The organism is Paracoccus sanguinis (assembly GCF_900106665.1).
Taxonomy (GTDB): Bacteria; Pseudomonadota; Alphaproteobacteria; order Rhodobacterales; family Rhodobacteraceae; genus Paracoccus; species Paracoccus panacisoli.
Genome location: NZ_FNNA01000008.1, coordinates 13,739 through 34,392 on the forward strand (window position 1 = coordinate 13,739; position 20,654 = coordinate 34,392).

General features: G+C 66.4%; 22 protein-coding genes and 1 other annotated feature. Of the genes, 4 read left to right on the forward strand and 18 right to left on the reverse strand.

Annotated features, from left to right (window positions below; translation table 11 throughout):
• From BLW17_RS15730 to BLW17_RS15745, 4 genes are all read right to left on the reverse strand, one after another.
• The gene (locus BLW17_RS15730; protein ID WP_036731896.1) at positions 1-1,338 is read right to left on the reverse strand and encodes a site-specific DNA-methyltransferase; all 1,338 of its coding nucleotides are present in this window, start codon (positions 1,336-1,338) and stop codon (positions 1-3) included.
• A 425-nt stretch (positions 1,339-1,763) separates the two neighbouring features.
• Positions 1,764-2,216, reverse strand: a complete 453-nt coding sequence (locus BLW17_RS15735; protein ID WP_036731898.1) for a DUF6362 family protein — start codon at positions 2,214-2,216, stop codon at positions 1,764-1,766.
• A complete protein-coding gene (locus BLW17_RS15740; RefSeq protein WP_414811498.1) occupies positions 2,209-2,358 on the reverse strand; it encodes a hypothetical protein in 150 nt (49 codons plus the stop codon). The genes BLW17_RS15735 and BLW17_RS15740 overlap by 8 nt, the downstream gene beginning before the upstream one ends.
• 47 nt (positions 2,359-2,405) lie before the next feature.
• Positions 2,406-2,927, reverse strand: a complete 522-nt coding sequence (locus tag BLW17_RS15745; RefSeq protein ID WP_036731902.1) for a crossover junction endodeoxyribonuclease RuvC — start codon at positions 2,925-2,927, stop codon at positions 2,406-2,408.
• 771 nt (positions 2,928-3,698) lie between these two features.
• Here BLW17_RS15745 and BLW17_RS15750 point away from each other — a divergent pair.
• From BLW17_RS15750 to BLW17_RS15760, 3 genes are all read left to right on the forward strand, one after another.
• On the forward strand, positions 3,699-4,310 hold the full coding sequence (locus tag BLW17_RS15750; protein WP_231572733.1) for a hypothetical protein: 612 nt from the start codon (positions 3,699-3,701) through the stop codon (positions 4,308-4,310).
• A gap of 11 nt (positions 4,311-4,321) precedes the next feature.
• A complete protein-coding gene (locus BLW17_RS15755) occupies positions 4,322-6,238 on the forward strand; it encodes a coiled-coil domain-containing protein (protein ID WP_197055253.1) in 1,917 nt (638 codons plus the stop codon).
• Positions 6,239-6,364: 126 nt separating this feature from the next.
• Positions 6,365-8,173, forward strand: a complete 1,809-nt coding sequence (locus tag BLW17_RS15760; protein WP_139306049.1) for a hypothetical protein — start codon at positions 6,365-6,367, stop codon at positions 8,171-8,173.
• Positions 8,174-8,275: 102 nt separating this feature from the next.
• On the opposite strand, the gene BLW17_RS15765 is transcribed toward BLW17_RS15760, so the two are convergent.
• The 14 genes from BLW17_RS15765 to BLW17_RS15835 form a co-directional block, all read right to left on the reverse strand.
• Positions 8,276-9,504, reverse strand: a protein-coding gene (locus tag BLW17_RS15765) for an IS3 family transposase (protein ID WP_139306050.1) whose coding sequence is annotated in 2 segments (ribosomal slippage) — positions 8,276-9,216 and positions 9,216-9,504 — 1,230 coding nt in all. Because the reading frame shifts where the segments join, the coding sequence is not laid out codon by codon here.
• Positions 9,107-9,223 (reverse strand) — a sequence feature (AL1L pseudoknot). (Overlaps the previous gene by 117 nt.)
• Before the next feature lie 210 nt (positions 9,505-9,714).
• Positions 9,715-12,306, reverse strand: coding sequence for a VapE domain-containing protein (locus tag BLW17_RS15775; RefSeq protein ID WP_036731909.1), 2,592 nt, complete (start codon positions 12,304-12,306; stop codon positions 9,715-9,717).
• Between the two features lie 8 nt (positions 12,307-12,314).
• Entirely contained in the window at positions 12,315-13,634 is a 1,320-nt protein-coding gene (locus tag BLW17_RS15780; RefSeq protein ID WP_036731911.1) for an ATP-dependent DNA helicase, read from the reverse strand.
• The gene (locus BLW17_RS15785; protein WP_036731913.1) at positions 13,631-14,380 is read right to left on the reverse strand and encodes a hypothetical protein; all 750 of its coding nucleotides are present in this window, start codon (positions 14,378-14,380) and stop codon (positions 13,631-13,633) included. The genes BLW17_RS15780 and BLW17_RS15785 overlap by 4 nt, the downstream gene beginning before the upstream one ends.
• Positions 14,377-15,174, reverse strand: coding sequence for a hypothetical protein (locus tag BLW17_RS18735; RefSeq protein WP_036731915.1), 798 nt, complete (start codon positions 15,172-15,174; stop codon positions 14,377-14,379). Before BLW17_RS18735 ends, BLW17_RS15785 begins: the two co-directional genes overlap by 4 nt.
• Positions 15,171-15,386: a hypothetical protein gene (locus BLW17_RS15795; protein ID WP_036731917.1), complete on the reverse strand. Its 216-nt coding sequence runs from the start codon at positions 15,384-15,386 to the stop codon at positions 15,171-15,173. The genes BLW17_RS18735 and BLW17_RS15795 overlap by 4 nt, the downstream gene beginning before the upstream one ends.
• Positions 15,387-15,396: 10 nt before the next feature.
• Entirely contained in the window at positions 15,397-15,624 is a 228-nt protein-coding gene (locus BLW17_RS17490) for a DUF6511 domain-containing protein (RefSeq protein ID WP_036731919.1), read from the reverse strand.
• 140 nt (positions 15,625-15,764) lie between these two features.
• Positions 15,765-15,995: a hypothetical protein gene (locus tag BLW17_RS15805; protein ID WP_036731921.1), complete on the reverse strand. Its 231-nt coding sequence runs from the start codon at positions 15,993-15,995 to the stop codon at positions 15,765-15,767.
• 79 nt (positions 15,996-16,074) lie between these two features.
• The gene (locus BLW17_RS15810) at positions 16,075-16,851 is read right to left on the reverse strand and encodes a hypothetical protein (protein ID WP_036731923.1); all 777 of its coding nucleotides are present in this window, start codon (positions 16,849-16,851) and stop codon (positions 16,075-16,077) included.
• Between the two features lie 22 nt (positions 16,852-16,873).
• Positions 16,874-17,731, reverse strand: coding sequence for an ATP-binding protein (locus tag BLW17_RS15815; protein WP_036731924.1), 858 nt, complete (start codon positions 17,729-17,731; stop codon positions 16,874-16,876).
• Between the two features lie 104 nt (positions 17,732-17,835).
• Positions 17,836-18,318, reverse strand: coding sequence for a hypothetical protein (locus BLW17_RS15820; protein ID WP_036731926.1), 483 nt, complete (start codon positions 18,316-18,318; stop codon positions 17,836-17,838).
• 35 nt (positions 18,319-18,353) lie between these two features.
• The gene (locus tag BLW17_RS15825; protein WP_231572734.1) at positions 18,354-18,701 is read right to left on the reverse strand and encodes a hypothetical protein; all 348 of its coding nucleotides are present in this window, start codon (positions 18,699-18,701) and stop codon (positions 18,354-18,356) included.
• On the reverse strand, positions 18,701-18,967 hold the full coding sequence (locus BLW17_RS15830; protein ID WP_052176252.1) for a helix-turn-helix transcriptional regulator: 267 nt from the start codon (positions 18,965-18,967) through the stop codon (positions 18,701-18,703). The genes BLW17_RS15825 and BLW17_RS15830 overlap by 1 nt, the downstream gene beginning before the upstream one ends.
• A 202-nt stretch (positions 18,968-19,169) precedes the next feature.
• Positions 19,170-19,853 (reverse strand): hypothetical protein, encoded by a 684-nt coding sequence (locus tag BLW17_RS15835; RefSeq protein WP_036731929.1) that lies wholly within the window; start codon positions 19,851-19,853, stop codon positions 19,170-19,172.
• A gap of 116 nt (positions 19,854-19,969) precedes the next feature.
• Here BLW17_RS15835 and BLW17_RS15840 point away from each other — a divergent pair, with 116 nt between their 5' ends.
• Positions 19,970-20,647, forward strand: a complete 678-nt coding sequence (locus tag BLW17_RS15840) for a LexA family transcriptional regulator (RefSeq protein ID WP_036731931.1) — start codon at positions 19,970-19,972, stop codon at positions 20,645-20,647.
• Positions 20,648-20,654 lie beyond the last annotated feature (7 nt).

Sequence of the window (20,654 nt, forward strand, 5' to 3'; positions counted from 1 at the left end):
TCAGGCCGCGTGGGCCCCCTCGGCCGCGGCCGGGGTCTCGCCCAGCCGCTCGGCCTTCACCTCGGCGAAGGTCCGTCCGTCGCCGTCGAGAATGGCCTCCTTGCCGGTCTCGGCCTGCCAGCGTTCGACGGCGACATCGACATAGGCGGGGCTGATCTCCATCGCGAAGACGCGGCGGCCGTTGGCCTCGCCCGCCATGATCTGAGAGCCGGAGCCCGAGAAGGGCTCGTAGCAGAGACCGCCGCGGGCGACGTGCTGGCGCATCGGGATGCCGAAGGCGTCGAGCGGCTTCGGGGTCGGATGGTCGGGCCGCTCGTCCTTCGCGAAGCCGGGCATCTCCCATGTCGAGGGAAGCGTCTGCTCGGCCACCTTCGGCGGCCGATTGGGACGGCGCCAGCCCATGAAGCAGGGCTCGTGCTTCCAGAGATAATGCGAGCGGGTGAGCACCCCGCGATCCTTCACCCAGATGATCTGCTGATGGACGAAGGCGCCCGCTTTATCCCAGCAGGCCTCCAGCATCGCCTGGCGGCGTGAGGCGTGCCAGCAGTACCAGGCGGCGTCCTCGGCGATGGCCTCGGCGACGGCCGCCGAGATGAACCCGTCGTAGAGTTCGGCGCCCTGCGAACTGTCGTCCCAGGTCGTGCCGTAGGACGCCGACCAGTCCTTGTTCCGGGTCGGGTGGTTCGAGCCGTCGTAGTCGACGAGGTACGGCGGGTCGGTTGCGAACAGGATCGCCCGCTCGCCATTCATCAGGCGGCGCACATCGTCGTGGTTCGTGCTGTCGCCACAGAGCAGCCGGTGGTCGCCGAGGATCCAGAGATCGCCCGTGTGCGACGCCGGATTGCGCGGCGGTTCGGGGATGGTCACCGGCGGCACGGAGCCCCCGGCGCCATCCTCTTCTTCACCGCCCCCGTCCGGATCGAGGGCCAGGAGCTTGTCCAGTTCGCCGTCCGAGAAGCCGACCAGCGACAGGTCGTAGTCGTCGGCCAGTAGCTCCTGCAGTTCCGCCGAGAGTAGCGCCTCGTCCCACGTCCCGAGTTCGGTCAGCTTGTTGTCAGCCAGACGATAGGCCCGCCGCTGCGCCTCGGTCAGGTGGCCCAGCACGATCACCGGCGCTTCAGTCAGACCTAGCTGCGTGGCGGCCAGCACGCGGCCGTGGCCCGCGATCAACTCGCCGTCCTCGCCGACGAGGCAGGGCACGGTCCAGCCGAACTCGGCCATGCTGGCGGCGATCTTTGCGACCTGGTCGGGCCCGTGCACCTTCGCGTTCTTCGCGTAGGGTTGGAGGCGCGCAAGCGGCCACATCTCGATCCGCTCGGGGGCGAAGGCGAGGTTCATGCAGGTTCCTGTCGATGATAGGTCGGCATCCGCCTGGCTGGACTCCGGCGCGATGGGGTCCGCCGGCTTCCGGCTGGACTCCGGCATCCGCGGGGAATCCACCACGCGCGGCCGGTCAGATGCTTGAATTCACGAGGGTTTCGTGGCGTCGCGGGTGGACGCTAGATTCCGGTGGCTTCCCAAAAAACCGGCCCTGACGCTGGCGAAATGCCGAGCCAAGCCCGCCAGCATACGTTTCGGCCCGGAAAGGAACCGAAAAACAATGGCTTGGCGGGCTGGACCCCGGCTGGACCCCGGAAGCCAGCCCCGGTGTCCACCGCGGGATCAGCGCCGGTCCGTCCGAGCGCACGACCCCGAGTATATCGCCATGGATACCGTCAGAAGGGCGATCCGTCTCGCCGTCCGGTGTCTCGCCGAAAAGTGTCTCACGCGCCCGTCGTGCCTTGACAGGCTCGGTGCGCCGCCTGCGCCACGACGAATTCCATCGACCGCTTCTGCGGCACGCGCCTCCCGTTCAACCGCCAGACGATGACCGCGATCCCGTATTGCCAGCGCCGGTTCGCAGTGGCGCGGCTGATGCCGAGTTCCCAGCAAATCGGCTTCCACGGCTTTCGGTTCGCCCGGAGCCAGAGCAGGCGCGCGTCGGCAGGGTCGAGCCAGCGCAGCCAGAGCAGAGCATCCTCGGCCTGCGTGAGGTCACGCGGCCCAGGCTTGGGTCGTCGCATCCGAGGCTCCTGGCCCACTTGGTCCGCGAAGCTGTGGAAGTACTCGGGCCAGGCGTTGAAGTAGCCCTGCGGCTTCACCTCGGGCAGCGATCGGAACACGTCGGCGGCGCTCTCGAGCCGATCCTCGACCATGGTGGGCGTCCACTCAGCCATTGGCGGCCTCCCGGTCGCCCGCACGTGGCCCGTAGAGCTTCTCCGCGAGCTGACGCACCAGCTCGCGCTCCGGCCAGGTCAGCCGGTCGTCGTCGACGGAGACGGCGAGCACACCCTCGTCGTGCCAGCCATCGCGCTTCACCTGGTCGGGATCCCTTCGCGTGCCGCCATATCCTTTCGGGTACCACCTCATCCCAGGCCCCCATTCGTCTCGATGGCCCAGTGGAGGATGGCGATGGCGTCGGCCTCGTTGTCGTCGGCGGGTGAGAACCCGAGGGCGCGGGCCGCGGCAATCATCGCCTCCTTGGGAGCGTTGCCCTTGCCAGTGGCGTGCCGCTTGATGGTTCCGACCGGAACGCCCTCGTAAGGAACGCCGCGCAGTTCGGCCCACGATGTGAGCGTCGCCATCAGACCGCCGTAAATGTGGGCCGCGTCGGTCCCGGCGTGCCGGCGGACCTCTTCGAACCAGATCACGGCGATGGGCCCCGACAGCCGGTCGAGTTCGGTCAGCCAGTTGGTGAACCGCAGGTAGCGCATGCCACCGCCGTCGAATCGTCCGGGCCGGAAGCTGACCGTGCCGCTGGTGATCAGTCCGTCATGGCTGCGCATCGCCCAGCCGGTCGTGGTGCCGAGGTCGAGGGCGAGGATGCAGGACCGGCTGATCGCGCCCGGTTCGGGGCGGACGTCCTGCGCGGGGATCGGTGTGTTCATCGTGAAGGCTCACAAGCTGTGGGCCTTCGGCTTCGGTCACCGCAAGATGTAGCATCCGGCGGTCCTCGGCCAAAGCGAAAACGACCAGGGACGACGCGGCCGGCGAAGATCGACGCGCTGCCCGTCCCGGTCCCAACCTCCAAACGCGTGGTCCCAACCTTCGAGGGGGTTGGGACAGCCTTTTATCGTTTCACTCCAATGGCTTGAACGGATGTGGTCCCAACCTCGGTGTCCCCAACGGGGGTCCTTCTCTTTTCGTATAGAAAAACATGTTCCCGACCTTTTCCGTTCTCCCACATGAATGTGTAGCAAAAGGTTGGGACCACAGGGTGAGGTTGGGGACACCTTTGTTTTTGAACGACTTTTCGTGTCCCCGACCCCCTCGGGAGGTTGGGACAGGGTTGGGACCACGGGGGAGGTTGGGACAGAGCGTCGTTCCGAGGACGGTGCGAAAGCTCGAACGCTCAAGCGACGGCTAGGGGCGTAATTCCGTCGTTCGTTGTAGCTGCGACGGATAGGGCTCTACGTTCGGCTGTTGAACGCATGTTTGGTTGCAGGGGCTGGGGACATCGGGGAACAGAGAAGATTGTGGAATCGATTGAGAGCTAAGCAGGCGAATGTCGATCAGAGGGCCGGATCGTATAGCGTCCTCCCGCTGGCGCCTCGTCGGAGATTTCTGTTTTGCAAACAGTAGCTTTGCGATGCATACTCCCGTTTCAGGAGGCAAGTAAGCTGAAGACGTCTGCAGGTTCCAAAGATCGTCAAAGCGCCGTGAGACTTCTCGCATGCATCGTCGCAGGTGGCCGCCCGGCGAACCGCGACGAGTGGGGCGAGGAGGTCATTTCGGTTCTTGAGGGTCAGGCTCGTCTTCAAGCTCTCGACTTCTGGATGCGCTACCCGGACTACCTCGCGAACGAGTTGCTAAACACCTACGAGGCAGGAGGCGCGGGCCATCTTCTCACGACGGCGAGGCGCATCTTCGACGACCGGGAGCCAGACCTGCGGCACCTTCCAATGATCCGCTATCACTTCGGCGCCTACGAGCCCCTCGACAATGCGTTGTCGATCTTGAGGGCCACAGATCTTATCCGGATCGAAAGAACGGGCCAGCCGGGGAAGGTCAAGCAGCACGCCTACCTGCTTACGCGCCACGGTCGCGATGCGCTGGAGACCTTGGCTGCAGAGGCGCCCGAGCTCGCTTGGTACCGCGATCGCGCGCTGCTCGTCGCAGAAGTCGCGGGCGTTCAGGGCGGCAGTAAGCTGAAGGATCGTCAGTACCTCCAAGAGGAATATGCCGATACCGATCTGTCCCAGCCTATACGACCGATCACCGCCCGTGTGTTGGAACGATTGCAGAAACTGGAAGGCGGGTGCGAGCCATGAGCGGGAATTGGTTGGAGACGATAGCCGAGAAGTCGGACCTGCCGCCGCACGAGGCCAGCCAACGGCTCCGCAGGTGGGGGGTCGTTCCGGATCGCGCGGCGCGGCCTGCACCATCGTTCATCATCAAGCGTCTTGCGTTCTCTGGCGAGAAGAAGGGCAAGATACTGGGTCGCATCGATTTCGAATGGGGAGGGCTTGGGCCGGGGGTCTGGGCGGTCACTAGCGAGACCAACCTGCGGGGTAAGTCGACCGTTCTTGAGGTGATGCTCTGGTGTTTGCGGGGAAAGCCAAAGGGTTTGCAGGACGACGTTCGCAGTTGGCTTTCGCGCGTCGTCCTGGAGTTCGGCGTGGAAGCGGAGCGATACCGGGTTGCCTTTGATTTGGTCGATAACATGCCGAATGGCCGCCTTGAGCGGCTTGATCTGGACGGTGCATATCATGAGCTCGACCACTTCACGTCCGACGAGGGCTTCGCCCTGGTGATGGCGCAGTTCATGATGGATGCTCTCGACCTCGAAGTTCTCCGGGCGATGCAGGGACCCACAGGAGAAAAGAAGGAAGTCGAGCACGGATGGCTCGCTCTCTCGAACGTCTTCTACCTAGGCGGTGAGCACATGGTGCTGTTGGGAGGAGATGTGCAGGCGGCCGGCCTGCCGGCGCGGCTCTTCCAAATGTATGTCGGGCTTCCTTGGGCGCACACCAAGGCAATGGTCACAACCGCGAAGAAAGAGCTCGATCAGAGGCGGACGAACGCGGACCGAGCGACGCAACGATCTGAGGCCGAATCCAAGGAGGCCCGCGAGCGCCTCGAGCGGGAAATCGACATCGCGCGTAAGCAGTTGAATGCACTGCCCTCGGAGACGACGACGGCCGAGGCGTTGGCTCAAGCAGGTCATGCGGTCACGTCGGCGACGACCAAAATGGCCGACCTGCAGGCGCGCGCGACCAAGTCCGATGCGGATGCGGAGCAAATCATAGCGGAGGCTCTGGCAGACGAACGCGCCGTCAGAGATCTCCGTGAGTCGATCGTGGCATCGCGGTTCTTCAACGGCCTGAAGCCCAAATGCTGTCCGCGATGCGAGACCGAGGTACCGACAACCCGAGTCAAGGCGGAGGTCACTGACCTGGCCTGTTCGCTCTGTGCTGAAGCTATTACCGAGGATCGTTTGGAAGACGTCAGCGAAGAGCTCGAAGCGGCGGAAGCCCGGGCCAGCGCATCAAAGGCCGCGGCAGATCGCGCGAAGTCGGCCCGATCAGCGGCGCAATCGGCTTTGAAGGCAGCCAAGGAAGCGCTTGGCGCCGCGCAGGCCGAGCTTGCCGAGCTCGCAAAGGGGTCAGACTTTACGGCCAAGCGAAACGCTGAATTGGAGCTGGCCCGCCTCGAGGGTGCGCTGGAGGAACGGAGCACAGCGCCGAAGGAGACCGCGCCGGACCCCGACGCAGAACTGATCGCGGTTGCAGAGAAGGAGACGGCCAAAGCCTACGACGCGGGCCGGACGGACATCATCGACGCTCTGAATGCAGAGATCCTGCCACTCGCGCGCAGGCTCGGCATCGAAGCGCTTGAAAGCGTCACGCTCGATAGCGGCGGCAAGATGAAAGTGGAGAAAGGTGGGACGACCACGTCCTTCACCAAGGTAACGGCCGGGGAACGGCTGAGGCTCCGCCTCGCGACCGCGGTCGCGCTCCTCCGGGTTGGCCGTCGGCTTGGGATTGGGCGTCACCCGGGCCTGCTTATCATCGACTCGCCCAGCAAGGAGGAGGTGACCAAGGTTAACCTCGAAGCCCTTCTCGTCGAGTTGCGGACTATCGCTGAAGAAATCGAAGATATGCAAGTCATCGTCGCAGGCACCGACGCAGACGAGATCGTCCGCGCCCTCGGCGAAGAGCACTGCCGCACCGCGCGTGGTGAAGAGTATGTCTGGTAGGGGCAGATTGCGGGGTCAGGCGTGAATGCGCGAACGACCCTTGAGAGGAGCGTATCCGAAGGCAAGCCCCCTACGGTCAATGAGCTCGGCGGGGTCGGTGCAATCTTGGCTGAGCGAGACGCCATCTTGGCGAGCCCGTTCCTTGATGTCCTGGTCGAGAGTATCGGGAGCGGATCGAAGGACGAACAGACGGCCCTCGCCGAACTCGTAGTGGACGGGTTTCGCATGGCCGATAGGCCTACGGTCTTCCGGGATGCGACTGAAGCGCTTCTGTCGCATCCCGACTTTCGAGCGCTGTCACGCGGCCATCTGGTAAAGGTTCTGATCGACCGGGTCAGCGGACGACGGAATGGAAACGACGCGCTCATCGCGGCCTATGCGTTGGAGGCAATGTTCCGCCTTGGTCTAGAGGATCGCCGAGCACGACTGGAGACTCTCCTGCTTTTTGAAGACCTTGACGCGGAAGACAACGGGCTGTTCCTACAGCACGCCGTCAGGATTGTCGGCGTGGCCTATCATCATTGGGGAGAGCCGGACTTGAGGGAAATCCTGATCCGGCTTCAAGCAAATGGCGAGGCGGCGGACGAGGCGGCGTTCGAACTTGCAATGATCGCCTTTGCGGACGCGCTGAACGCCGACGACATGGCACACGTCGAGTCGATGATGCGCGACGCACGAGCACTGTTTCAGAGCGTCCTGAGGTACGACAGGGAGCGCCTCGACGCGGCCCTGCACGTGGCGGTGATAGATATCGTCTCGTCCTTTGCCGGAGACGACGTCGATGGGCTCGCCGATCGTATCGAAGAGCTCGGCCGGCTCTTGGCCGAGCGGCATGATCAGTTGGGGATCGGCGTTATGCCGAGCTGGCTCGCGCCGCGCATGGGCCGCGAGATTGAATGGTGGGCGCTGCTTCGGCTACTACGCTCAGTCGACAGTGACCTTCGCCGAGAGAGCTGGCTCGACGCCGGCAGGATCATGGAGCAGGTCCTTGCCGTCTACGATGCCGAGCGAACGGTCTCGATTGGCGGTGCCTTGCACACGCTCTTCGCGCCCCGGATTGAGGCAGCATTCATCCGGAGCCAAGGACTCGCGGCTCACCTCCAGGATCTTCTAGAAATTGAGGATTGGACGCCCGAGGAGCGACCGGTCGCGGAGGCTCTGCAAGAGCAAATCACGAAGCGGGCGAAGGATAAATTTCCTTCGCGAATAGACGGGGAGGATGGCGCACTTTCTGAGCTCGGCGCCCTCCTCCAAGACCCTGCACTACTGAGCCAGATCCCCGAGCAGATGGCCCGCAAGCTGGAAGGCATGCTCGCAGATAAGATTCGCGGCAAAAGAAGACGTTTGCGCCGCGATGTTCAGCGCGTTTGCCATTCGATCTCAGCAGGGCTGATCGATGCCGCTGACTATGGCGGCGAGGTTCGCACTGCGTTCGATGAATTGGTCCAGCAGGTCGTCGCCTTCTGCGATGATCGCCAGAACGCCGATCTGTCCCAGATGCCGGAGCGGGGCGCTTATCTAAGGAAAGCCGACGCGATCGAGAACGATCTCCAGCAGGACCTTCGGGAATGGTTGCGTGGCAACATGCCGGGTGTAGGGATCTTCCCGGAGGTGCCGGGCATGGCTGCTGGTCGGTCGGACCTATACATTGATTTCAGCGACACTCAGTTCGTAATCGAGCTGAAGCGGCATCATGGTGTCGTAAGCCAAGATGTCGCCCGCAGGTACCGTGCTCAGGCAGTTGCCTACCAGGCTACTGGGCCAAAGCTCGGGCTACTTGGCATACTCGAACTGGCCGATCGACCGGGGCCGCCCCCAAGTCTAGTCGAGTGCATCTGGAGCGACTCCCATGTGCCCGAGGGGAGTACCCTGATGAGGCACCTCGTCGTGTTCAAGGTTCCGGGCATGCTGAAGCCGCCATCAAAGATGACTTAGCGGCTTGGTCTCGCTCAGTTCGATGGTTGGAGACGCACTGCAACCTGCGCGCATATGGCCACATGAACCGCGCCGGGTTTTCCGGAGGCTGATTGGGATTAGTTACGCGGCCATGTCTTCAGCTTCCAGAGCGGCGTAGAAGTTTGCCTCCGCTTCGGCCGGCGGGATGTTCCCGATCGGCTCGAGCAGGCGGCGGTTGTTGAACCAGTCTACCCATTCGAGGGTGGCATATTCGACAGCCTCGAAGTTGCGCCACGGCCCACGACGGTGGATGACCTCGGCCTTGAACAGGCCATTGATCGTCTCCGCCAAGGCATTGTCGTAGCTATCGCCGACACTGCCGACGGAAGGTTCGATGCCGGCCTCGCCCAGCCTCTCGGTGTATTTGATCGACAGGTATTGCGACCCGCGGTCGGAATGGTGGACGAGCCCCGCGCCCTTGGCTGGGCGGCGATCGTGGACAGCCTGTTCGAGGGCATCGAGAACGAAGCCTGCGTGGGCTGTTTGGCTCGCCCGCCAGCCGACGATCTTGCGGGCATAGGCATCGATGACGAAGGCGACATACACAAACCCCTTCCAGGTGGCGACGTAAGTGAAATCGCTGACCCAGAGCATGTTCGGCGCAGGCGCGCGGAACTGCCGGTTCACCTTGTCCAGCGGGCACGAGGCCTTCTTGTCGGGGATCGTAGTCTTGTGCGGCTTGCCCCGGATGATGCCTTGAATACCCATGTCCTTCATCAGTCTGGCGACTGTGCAACGGGCGACATCGAAGCCTTCCCGATCCAGCTGACGCCAGACCTTACGCACGCCGTAGACGCGCCAGTTCTTTTCGAAGACACGCTCGATCTCGGGCCGCAGCGCTGCGTCGCGCCGGGTGCGATCCGACAATCGGGCCGGATCGGCCCGCTTCGCCAGGTGATCGTAGTAGGTTGATGGGGCGATCGGCATAACCTTGCAGATCGGCTCGACCCCATGCTCACCGCGATGTTCGTCGATGAACCCGACCATCACTTCGACCGGCGGTCGAGCTCCGCCATCGCAAAATACGCACTCGCCTTACGCAGGATCTCGTTTGCCTGGCGCAGTTCCCGGTTCTCCCGCTCCAGCGCCTTCATCTTCTCGGCCATGTCTGCCGGGATACCAGCGCGCTTTCCGCTATCGACCTCGGCCTTCTTGACCCACTCGTTCAGGGTCTGGGGCGCACAGCCGATCTTCGCGGAAATCGACATGACTGCCTGCCAGCGCGATCCATGCTGACCCTCATTGTCGAGAACCAGGCGCACTGCACGCTCGCGCACTTCGGGGGAAAACTTGTTCGTCGTCTTGCTCATGATGCTCCATCCTACTCAGGAGTTGGAGCCTCCGGCAAACCCGGAGCGGTTCAACATGACCTTCACTGAAGCGCGATTATAGAGTGTTCCGGACGATCCGGATCAGAAGATTCTGTAGAGTGCTTCAGGGCGCCAACGGCTCGCTGCTAAGCAGCAACAGAGATGATCCCCACGGTCCGTTTTGGGCCGTTTTGCAGTCTCAACACGAGCCTACCTGACACCCTTCCGATACCGCCACTCCCGTGGCGCCTCGCGCCCGCCCTCGTCGCGCCGTCGGTACCGCTCCCAGCCGTTGGCCTTGAGGTAGGCCGAGACGCGCATCTGGTCTCCGCGGGTCCATCGGGCCGGTTCGAGCCCGATGGCCTCCTCGAGGATTTCGCCGACCGACACATCCTTCAGCGGCTCCGGGCGCGGCACGCTCTCGGTGCGGGAGTTGCCGTAGTCGGGGAAGCCGTCCGAGACGGTGCGGGTCTCGTGGGTCAGCCAGTGCTCGATCAGGTCGTCCCAGGCGTCGGACTGGTAGCGGCGGTCCTGCTCCTCGCGGGCTTCGGCCAGCAGCGCCGGGTCGTCGATCCACCAGATCGCGCCGGCGCGGAAGTGGTGGACGGCTTCGGCCCAGAGCTGGTCCCGGTCCCGGGCGAGCGCCGCAATGTCGATGGTGCCGCAGCGGAGCGGCCAGAAGCGGCGGTTGCCGGTCTCGTCCCGCAGATAGGTGTCAGGGTTCACGGTGCCGGCGAACACGCACTGGCGCGGCACCTCGACGGTGTACCGACCGTAGGGCGGGCGGAAGCGGTCGGTGGTGCGGGTCAGGAACGCCTTGATGCGCGAAACCTCTGCGCGGCCGATGGCGTCGAGTTCGGCGATCTCCACGATCCAGACGCCCTGCATGTGCAGCGCTGCGTCCTTCGAGCCGAGTTCCGGCAGCTCGTCGGTGAACCATTCCTCACCGGCGAGCACCTTGATCGCGGTGGACTTGCGCGCGCCCTGCGGCCCCTCAAGGATCAGCATGTGGTCGGCCTTGACGCCGGGGCGATAGATGCGGGCGACGGCCGAGATCAGCCAGAGCGCGCCGATGGTGTGGTTGAACGCTGTGGGCTCGGCGCCGAGATAGGTGCTCGTCCACGTCTCGATCCGGGGCGTGCCATCCCATGTCAGGGCGTCGAGCCAGTCGCGGACGGGATGAATGCGCAGCTCGCGGGCGACGGCGCCGACAGCGCGGCTGACGACGACCGGGGCCACGTTGATGCCGCGGAGTTGCAGCCATTCGGCGGTGCGGATGTCGTCGGCGTCTTCCCAGGGGCGCGGCAGGGAGGCGGTTCCGGCGTCCCACGGCAGCGGCTGACGCACCACGATCTCCTGTCCGAACTCGTCGAAGGCGAGCACGCCTGCGAAGCCCGGATCGGAGGTCAGGGCGACGATGACGTTGGCCTCGTTGCGCTCGGGTGCGCCCGCGAGGTCGAGCCGGAGACGTCTGAACCAGGCGGGTTTCGGGATCGGCGCGTGCGGGTCGCCGGTGGCGTTCACGCGGCGGCGGAGCTCCGCCAGCTGCTGGGTCAGCACCGACATGCCGATCCCGGTCGCGGACTTGATCCGCGCGACGACTTGCCGCTCGGGCAGCGGGTCGAGCCTTGCAAGCGCGATGCGCCCGAGCAGCGTGGACAGGGCTTCGAACTCGGGCGGGTTGGTCAGCGCCTCGGCCGCGGCGATCAGCGTTGCGGGATCGTCGGCGGACGCAACGACAGGTGTTGCCGTCTCGGGCTGTGCCGGATCCCCGTCCTGCGGCTCCACTGTGGTGTCAGCCGGTCGCGCGTAATCCTCGGCGCCAGCGCCGCGCAGAAGGTCGTCGTTGAAGTCGTCGCCATGCAGCGGCGCAACGATCTCGTTCGGGATGTCCGCCCGGTTCAGGCGGTCCGAGAGCGTCGCGGCCGCCTGGCGGCCAGCGTCTCCGGCATCGGCATAGATTGTGACGCGCCGGGTGCCCTCGGGCCACTGGAACCGCGCCAGACCGTCGGCCGACAGCGCCGCCCAGACCGGTGTGCCGAAGAGCGCGTGCGCGGCGAGCGCCGTCTCGATGCCCTCGGCGATGCCGATGTGTCCGTCCTCCGGCATCGGGAACAGGCGAACCACGGCATCCTTCACGCTGCCGAGCATCTTCTTGCCCGGGGGCGCCTTCGCGCTGCCGTCATCGAGCAGGAAGGTGCGGTGGATGCCCGGCGCGCGCTCCCCGTCCGGCAACCGGAGGATCGCGATCGGGCCGGGCCAGCCGCGGCAGCTGTCGAAGTCCGGAAGATCGGGATGGAACAGAAGGTCGGACGAGCCGGGATCCGACAGGCCGCGGGCGCGCAGATAGGTCTCGCCAGGCGTACCCGCGATCGGCACGGCCCCGCCGACCAGCCGCGCGATCTCGGCCGAGTGGTCGGGGCGTGGGCGCACGGCCGACGCCAGAACAGGCCGCGGCGCAGGATGGTCCATACCTGCCAGCCGCGCCGCCTCGTCGAAGAGCGCGCCATCGCAGAGGCCGGTCGCCTGCGCGATCAGGTCAATGGGACCGGCCCGCTCACCGGTGGCGTAATCGAAGCCCCAACCGGCATAGGGCCCGTCGAGATGGATGGTGCAGGAGCCCTCCTTGCGCGGCTGGCGCCCGGAGAGGTCTGCGCAGCGCAAAGATCGACGGTCCCGCGCAAGCCGGGCCTCGGGAAAGAGCGCCGGCAACCAGTCGGCGGCCGTACTGGCGAGCCGCTCCTTCACCGCCGCCAGATCGTGCCGGGTCTTCGGGACCGCGATGTCGTTGAGATCGATCATCGCGCCCCTCAGGCCAGAAGGACGAGACCGCGCTCGGCCCGGGTGATCGCAGTGTAGAGCCAGCGGCGCCGGTCGATCTCGGTGCGACCGAGTCCGTCGTCCCAGACGATCACGTTCTCCCACTGCGACCCCTGCGCCTTGTGCGCGGTGATCGCCCAGCCAAAGGTCGCCTCGGTCAGCAGGCGCTTCTCCTTGTAGTCGCGGTCGTGGCGCTTGTCGTCGTAGGCGACGTGGTCCTCGAAATGCCCCTTGTAGATCCGCAACCGGCCCGGACGCCCGTCCTCATAGGGCTCGCCGATGTGGCGCCCGTCCTCGTCGTGGACGACGGCGGAGAAGTAGAGACTGCCCTCGTCGACGATGTCCTCGAGCGTCACGAACATCCCGTTGATCAGCCCCAGATCGTTCTGGTTCTTCAGGCAGATGATCTTCTCGGCCGGCCCCGTGGGCAGCCAGGTCCCGCCGAGACCGGCCGCCGCGCGCATGGCGTTGTTGATCTGCAGCCGCGTGGCGTTCAGCCCGCAGATCAGCTGGCCGCCGCGCAGCGCCTGTTCCGGCGTGATGTCGCCCTTGCGGAGCTTGGCGACGTGATCGTCGTAGACGCCGAAGCCGATGGGCCGTCCCTCGCGCGCCATGGTGGCGAGGCGGATGATCGCGCTTTCCGCCGCCTGGCGGTGGATCTCGGTCAGCATCACGTCCGGCTCGTCGCGGGTGAAGGCGCCTTCGCCCCGGATCGGCGGCAGCTGGCCCGGATCGCCGAGCACGAGGATCGGTTTTCCGAAGCTCATCAGGTCGCGCGCCATCTCCTCGCCGACCATCGACACCTCGTCGAGCACGATGAGCTGCGCGTCGGCGGCGTCGCTCTGCGGGTTCAGCGCGAAGCGCGGGTGCTTCATCGCGGAAACACCCTGGCGCATCGCCTCGATCGCGGCATCGGCCGTGGTGCGCGCGAACCCGGTGAGATGGAGCGCGTCGCGCTCGGCCACCGCGATCTTCCGGGTGGCTTCCTCGATCTCCTCCTCGGTCGCCTCGATCACCGTGTAGATCAGGCTGTGGATGGTACGCGCAGGCGTGCCCTTGCGGGTCAGCACCAGCGCGGCCTTGCCGGTGAAGGTGGCGGTGACAACGCCTGGCACGCAGCGGCCGTCCTTCGCGCTGCGGTGGGGCGAGAGACCGAGTTCGTCGAGCGCGAACTTCAGCACGGTGGTCTTGCCGGACCCGGCATAGCCAAACAGGCGGAACACCTGCTGCTGATCGGTTCGGGTCTCGAACCACTCCTTGATCTCGCGGATCGCGGCGGCCTGCGTGGCGGATGGGGTGAACTCGGTCATGGCTGGCGCGCCTCCACTGCGTAATCCTTGACGATCCCGCCGCGGGTCGGATCGCCCACCTCGCACTGGCGCACGAAGACCCGGCGCCCGTCGGCGAGCTGTCGCCAGTGACCGCGACGGATGTGCCAGCGCGGGCTGGCGTGACTGCCGCCCTGCGGCGGCGTCGCCGCGCGCAAGCGCGCCGGATCGATGGCGACCTGGCGCCAGACCCATCCCTGGACCCCGGCGCGCGCGAAAGGCTTGCGCCGCGTCGAGGGCACCTGGCGCTCCCGGAAGTCGGCAGCCTGAGAAAGTATCGCGAGGCCGCGCCAGACGATGGCAGCTGCGGCTTGACCGCACTGCTCCGCCATCTCCACGTCTTCAAGCGCCGGATTGGCGGCGAATTCGGCGACACCGCCGTCGGCAATCCACACATAGGCATGGACGTCCGTCCATCGCCGCGGGGAGCGCCAAAGGGAAAGCCAGAGAGCCTCTATGCCGTCAGGGCGCTGCCTCGCGTACACGATCTGGCTGCGGATCTTTGGTCCACGGTCGCGCAGCTCGAATATCGTATCGGGGTGCGGAAGGCGCTGCGGTCCTGCCGCCAGGCGACGTGCAAGCGCATCGACCTCGTCGGAGTCGAACCGCTCCTGATCGGCAAAGCGCCAGACTGGCGCAAACTCGAACCCGTCGAGCAGATCGGGCATCCAGAACCTGTCGCGATGCGCACGCACGATCCGCTTGAGTTCGTAGGCGTCGGGGATCATGGCCGCTCACCCCAGCACCGTTTCGCCCAGGCGCAGGGGGCGTGCCATTTGCCGGCCGCCATGCCGCCGCGGCAGAGGACTGCGCTGGGCTCGGCAGCGGCCCGCGGCAGCCATTCCCCGGCCTCGGAGGCCCGGACAACGGCGACGGCGCGGTCCGACATCTCCTGCGCGAGATGTGCATCGAAGGGCACGAGTTCAGCGTGCAACTCCATCGTGTCGCGGTTCAGCGCGGTGAAGAGGGCCGGGTGCGGCAGCTCCATGTAGGCCTGATAGAGGGCGATCTGTGCGGCATAGACCGGCCGCGCGAGGCTGACACCGCGCTTGACCACGTCCTTCCAGCTGGCCGCGCCGAGCGCCTTGTTCTCCCAGAGCGCGGGATAGTCCATCGCGACCGGGCCTGAGACGAAGCAGCCGTCGATATGGCCCTTGAAGCGCCCGCCGAGGGCTTCAAAGCCGAACTGACGGCCGTCCGGACGCTCGGTGCGCAGGTCGAACCCGGCGATCCGGAACCAGCCCGCGACGATGTCCTCGGCCCGGTGGCCCGCCTCGAAGATGCGCAGCGTGCGTGGTGCGAACTCCTGGCCTTCGTCCTTGGGCACCGCGAGGAAGTCGTACTGGATCTGGCGCAGGCAGTCGCGGCCGAGACCCGAGGAGCTGACATAGGTGCGCGGACGCTCTGCGCGGTTGCGCGCGGACAGCGCCGTGTCGATGGCCGTGGACACGGCTTCCGCGATGGGCGGGCGCGGCGCGTCGGCGCCGTAGAGGCAGCCCGAGCCATGGTTCAGGTCGATCATCGCTCGCGCTCCCAGAACCCGCCGGCCTGCGCGATGCAGGTCAGCTTGTGGAACTGCGCGTCCGTCAGCCGGGTGCTGTCGCCGAACCGCGCGAGCTTCTCGCGGAGGCTGTCGCAGAACTCGATCTCGAAATCGGTGACGGCGTTCTCGGTGGCAGCCTCGAGCAGGTGCTTCCAGCTGCAGGACGGGGTGTCGTCGTTCAGGTCGATCATCGCCGCGCTCCTAAAATGGGATCGGGTCGTCGAGGACCGTGCCGGTGCGCTCCTTGCGCGCGGCCTGCTCCTGCATGCTGTCGATGTAGCCGGTGACCGCCGCCTCGATCAGGCGGTCGATGTCCTCGGCGCTGCGGTGGAAGAAGGGCTCCATAAGCCCGAGGTCGGTGAGCGCTTCGGCGAAGAGCGTCCGCGCGTCGCGGATCGCACGGGCCTCGCGCGCGGTCTTGTCGATCATGCCGTTATTCCTTTGGGTGATGGAGCTGCCCACGTCCTGACAGCGGCGCGAGCAGAAGCGGTGGTAAGGGTGGCGATCCCAGCGGAGGCCGTGGCAGTAGCCGAAGCCGCGCGCCTCGCGGGCGCAGACGGCGCAGATCGCTACCCGAGCAAGAAGGTCGCGATCGGGTCCTCGGGCGGCCAACCCGCCCTCTGGAGCTTTTCGGACTGGAGCACGATCCAGCGCGAGATCGCGTTGCTGGCCATGGCTTCGAGGTCTCCGAGGCCGAGGCTTGCGATGGGGGCGTGCAGTTTTCCTCGGGCCTCGAGCCATCGTCCGATCTCCAGCGCCGCCTCGCGCGTCACATGCGCCTGCCATTCATCCGGGGTCATCGGCCCGGCAGGATCGCGCCGGGCCTCGGGCGGCGGCGAAGGCCGGGTTGACCTCCGCCGCCGTGCTGCCGACCGCGCCTCACCCATTGAGCCACGCGGGCATGCCGGTCGCCGGCGCTCCGCCCGGCGCGGACGGCGAGGACGCGGGCGGCTGCTGGGCGGGTGGTTGCTGCTGGGCCTGCTGCGGAGCCGGCGCCTGCGCACCCCAGGCCGGGGCCGCGGACGGCGCTTGCGGTTGCGCGCCCCATGCCGGCGTGGGCGCCTGCCAGCCCGGTGCCGGCGCGCTCGCGGCCTTGCGCGGCGGGGCGTTGACGGGCTCCGGGGGAACGGTTTCGCCACGCATGATCGGAGCGTGCTGCGGTTCGTCGGGCAGAACGACGTTCGCGATCCGGTTCTGGTCGCGGTATTGGGGGTTGGACGCGGGCTCCACCATGATCCGGGCGGCGAACACGATGCCGTCGAGATGCTTGAGCCCGGGCAGCACCCGCTTCGCCTTTGCGTCGGGGCTTTCGTCCCTGGGATCGAGCCCGAGAGCGCTGTCGAGCATCGCCCGAAAGGTGGATTTCGAGATCTTCCAGCCGATCGACTGGCCCTTCTCGTCGAGCTTGCCGCCCGCCACGGTGAAGCTTTGCCAGAACTTCCGCCGGGCATGCGGGCCCTCGAGGATGGTGAACTCGCAGTCCAGCATCTTCGCGTCGCTCGACTGCGAGGCCTTCAGAAGCTTCGCGTCCATCGGCGTGGCGCCGTCGACGCCGCCGGGGCGCACGGTCAGGCGGACCTTGGCGAAAGTGCCGTCGGGGATCAGCTCGCCGATGGGGGCCATCTGCGGCTGGGCGTCGTTGAGATCGTAGCTCATGGATCTGTCCTTTGCGTCTGGATCAGGAAGTGGTGGCGGGGTGTGCGGGGGCGCGGCCGTCGATCTTCGCGATCAGCGCGCCGAGATGGGGCGCCTCGGTCACATCGAGCCGGCCGGAGCGGTCCTTGGCGGGAAGGCCCCAGGGGTTGCCGGAGCGACAGACGAGGCGGCGCTCGGCGGAGGTCTCCTCCAGGGTCCATTCGCCCTTGGCGTCGCGGCCGAAGAGCTGCATCGAGACCACCTGATCGACGATGCCCGGCAGCTCGCGCCCGGCCTTCGTGCCCTCCATCTGCGGCTGCCACGTCGTCGCGCCGAACTCGTCGGTCACCTTCTCGAGCACGCCCACGAAGATCACCGTCTTGCCGCGGGCATGCTGGAGGTGCTTCAGCGCCTGGATCACCTCGCGGCCGAGCAGCCCGTAGGCGCCCCGGACATCCGGTTTGCCGGTCCGCTCGGAAAAGGCCTCCGGCTGCTGGCGGGCATAGGCCATGGCCTGCCGCGTCAGGTCGGTGATCGAGTCGACGAAGACGATCCGCTTCCTGGCGAGGAAGTCCTCGACGCCGGTGCCGAGATACTGCTGCTGCAGCCACGCGTGATACTCGGCGCCGTACCAGGACTTCGGATGCTGGGCCGGGTCGTGCCCGCCGATCAGCACGGCGAGGTCGCGGAAATCGGTGAAGCTGCGCACCGGGATCGAGTCCCCGCGCCAGTCCTGCACCGACTTCATGCCGGCCTCGAGATCGAGGCAGACGGTCTCCTCGGCGGGCAGCGTCTTCAGGAGGGTGGTCTTGCCGACGCCGGGCGGGCCGAAGATGGCGAGCGAGGTCTTGTTCTCGGCGGCCGAGAGCCGTTCGTCGGCGGTGATGATGCGGAAGGCCATGGGGTTCTCCGGGAGTTGCGTTCAGGGTGCGCGGCGGCGGGGATGACCGGGTGCCGAAGGGGAACCTGCCCGGCGTTGCCGCGCGGGCGTCCCGCCGCCGCGCGTCACCGGTCTCGAGCCTCGAGCCGGAAGACGGGTTTGCCGGTGGTCTCGCTGCGCGCGTCCGCGAAGCCCTCGCGCATCGCCGCGGGCCAAGCGCCGTAGCGCCGCTCGGACACGCGGTAGGCGATCTCGAGATACTCGGTCGGGTCGTCGCCGGCGGCGCGGATGCGCTCAGCCATGGCTGCGAGCCGGTCCTGATCCCACGTGACCTTTTTCGGCAGGTCCGCGACGATCACGACGCTTTCGTCCTCGACGCGCACGGTGCCGCTGGTCTTGCCCTGTGCAGCCCGCTCGGCCGTGGCGGCGGCCTCGTAACGCTGCGCGATCCCGGCCTCGAGCCTGTCCCGCAGCCGCTTCACGCGGGCGGTCTCGGCGAGCGCCGTCGTCTGCAGATCCAGCAGCAGCTCGGGTGGCAACGCCGCGATGTCGCCGAAGGCGAGACCTTCGAGATCGTCGAAGCGGGGAGCATTGTCGGGGTGCGGCATGGTGGGATCTCCGTTGGAAGGGAATGGCAGGGCCATCACGCGGCGCGCTCTTCGAGGAGCAGCGCCGAAAGCGAGGTGGCGGCGGCCTTGGGTCTGGGGCGCGCGACAGCGATGTAGGCGAAGCGGTCGGGGCCCACGCGCTCCTGCACGAGGTGGACGAGGCCTTTCTCGAAGGCGCCCAGCGCAGCCTGACCGAGATCGGCGAGATGGCGGCGTTCCGGCTCCGGCAATGTCGAAATCACTGGCGTGACGTCGATCCCCAGAAAGCCGCGGTGATACTCGATCCGGGCGCCAGCCTCGGCCTGTGCGATCCAGGCATAGAGTTCGACGTCGGTGAGCTTCGGCATCGCCACGCGGGCGCCGACAGGGATCGCGGCGACCATCAGCATACCCGTGCGGCCCGCGCGGGATCCGCGGTCAGACGGCGGGACGCGTGGCCAGCGCGCGCGACGGCGTCGCTGATCTTCAGGGCGCGCTGCAGCTGGCTCTGCTCGAAGGCTTCGATGTCGGCGAGCCGGTAGAGCACGCGCCCGCCGAGCTTGAGGAAGGCCGGCCCCAGGCCGGTGTAGCGCCAGCGCTCCAGCGTCCGGTGGGAGATCCCCCAGCGCCGGGCCAGCTCCTTCTGGTTCAGGCAATGCCTCTGCAGCATCGGTGTCTCCTCTCGTGTCGTCGTTGAGGAGACAGTGCGAAATTACGGTGTGGGATGTCGTGGGGACTGGCGGGGGATGCAGCGGGGGATCAGACGGCCCTTGCGGGACAAGGTTCTGACCGCGGGTGGGGCACCATCATCCCCCACCATCCCTCACCCATCCCCCTCCCGATCCCACAGGAATAGGGCGGAAGGGGATCGCTCAGTCGAGATTCAGACGGTAGCCGCCGCGCCGGTCGGAGCGGATCAGATGCCGCCAGTCCTTCTGCGACTTGAAGACGTCGGCCATGCGCAGGCTCTTCGAGCCGGCGCGCGACAGGATCGCCTTGCCGTTCTGCCACGGCGCGCCGGCCTGCGCTGCCTCGTGCAGCGCGCGCACGACCTCCGCCTGGATCGGGCCCAGCTTGAACCGGCAGCCGTTGCAGCGAACCTCGAGATAGTCGGCCGAGTGGATGAAGGTGGCCTCCTCCATCGGCTGCCCGCCCGGCGAGAATCCGGTCTCGATCTCGAAACGGTCGCGTTCATCGCGCCTTAGAAGGAGGTCGCCGATCATGACGAGGACGGGCTTCGCATCGCCCCAGGTCGTCGCGTAGTCGGCCTTCGGCGTCCGGAAGCTTTCGAGATGGACTTCGCCACACCGGAAGAGCTGGAACACGTCGCGGGCGTGGAGATCGAGCAGGCCGCTGTGGTAGCTTTGCTCCCACGGCACCCTGTACGGCTCGCCTCTCTCGTCCTCCTCAATGTCGCCGAACTCCATGGGCACGCCGAACACGCGCACCGAAAGTCGGAGCTTGTCGTTCTCCGCGAGGTAGATCAGGTCGGCCTCGGTGATCTGCCAGCGCTCGAGGATCTCGGGGAGCGTGAAGTACGATTTGTCGATATGCATTCACTGCCCTCCGCGCCGATTCCCATGTAAGATGTTTACCTTCTGTTCTTATTCGCTTGACGGACCTCGATCAATCCGATTTTATCCTATTTCATCCACAGTTGGGTGGGGATGACATGACCGAGCACCACACGCTTTCCGACCGCCTCAGGGCCCGGGCCAACCAGCTTGGCATCAGCCCCGCCCATGTCGCCGAGATGGCCGGCGTGAACCGCTCCTTCGTCTACGACATCCTCCGCGGACGCTCGACCCGCCCCGGCATCGACAAGCTGGCAGAGGTCGCGCGCGTCCTGAAGGTCGATCGCGACTGGCTGATCCACGGGATCGGCGATGTCGAAGGCACGCCCCCCTTCATCGAGAACCCGGACGAGGCCTTCGTCTCGATCGCGCATGCGAGCCCCCGCCCGTCGATGGGCGGCGGGGCCGTGGTGGAAGACCATGGCGACACCGCCGGCCGCGCCTACCACTTCCGGCGCTCCTGGATTCGGAACAGCCTGAAGGCCAGCCCGTCGCAGCTCCGCATCATGCATGTCGAAGGCGACAGCATGGCGCCGACGCTGCTCGACGGCGACACGGTCCTCGTCGACATGACCCGCCGCGCCCCGAACCCTCCGGGCATCTTCGTTCTCGACGACGGCATGGGCCTCGTGGCCAAGCGGCTCGAGCACATCGCAAACAGCGAGCCGCCAGCGGTTCGCGTGATCTCCGACAACAAGCACTATCCCGAATATGAAAGAACGGCCGACGAGATCCACATCGTCGGCCGGATCCGATGGTTCGCGCGGGAGATATAGCAGTGGC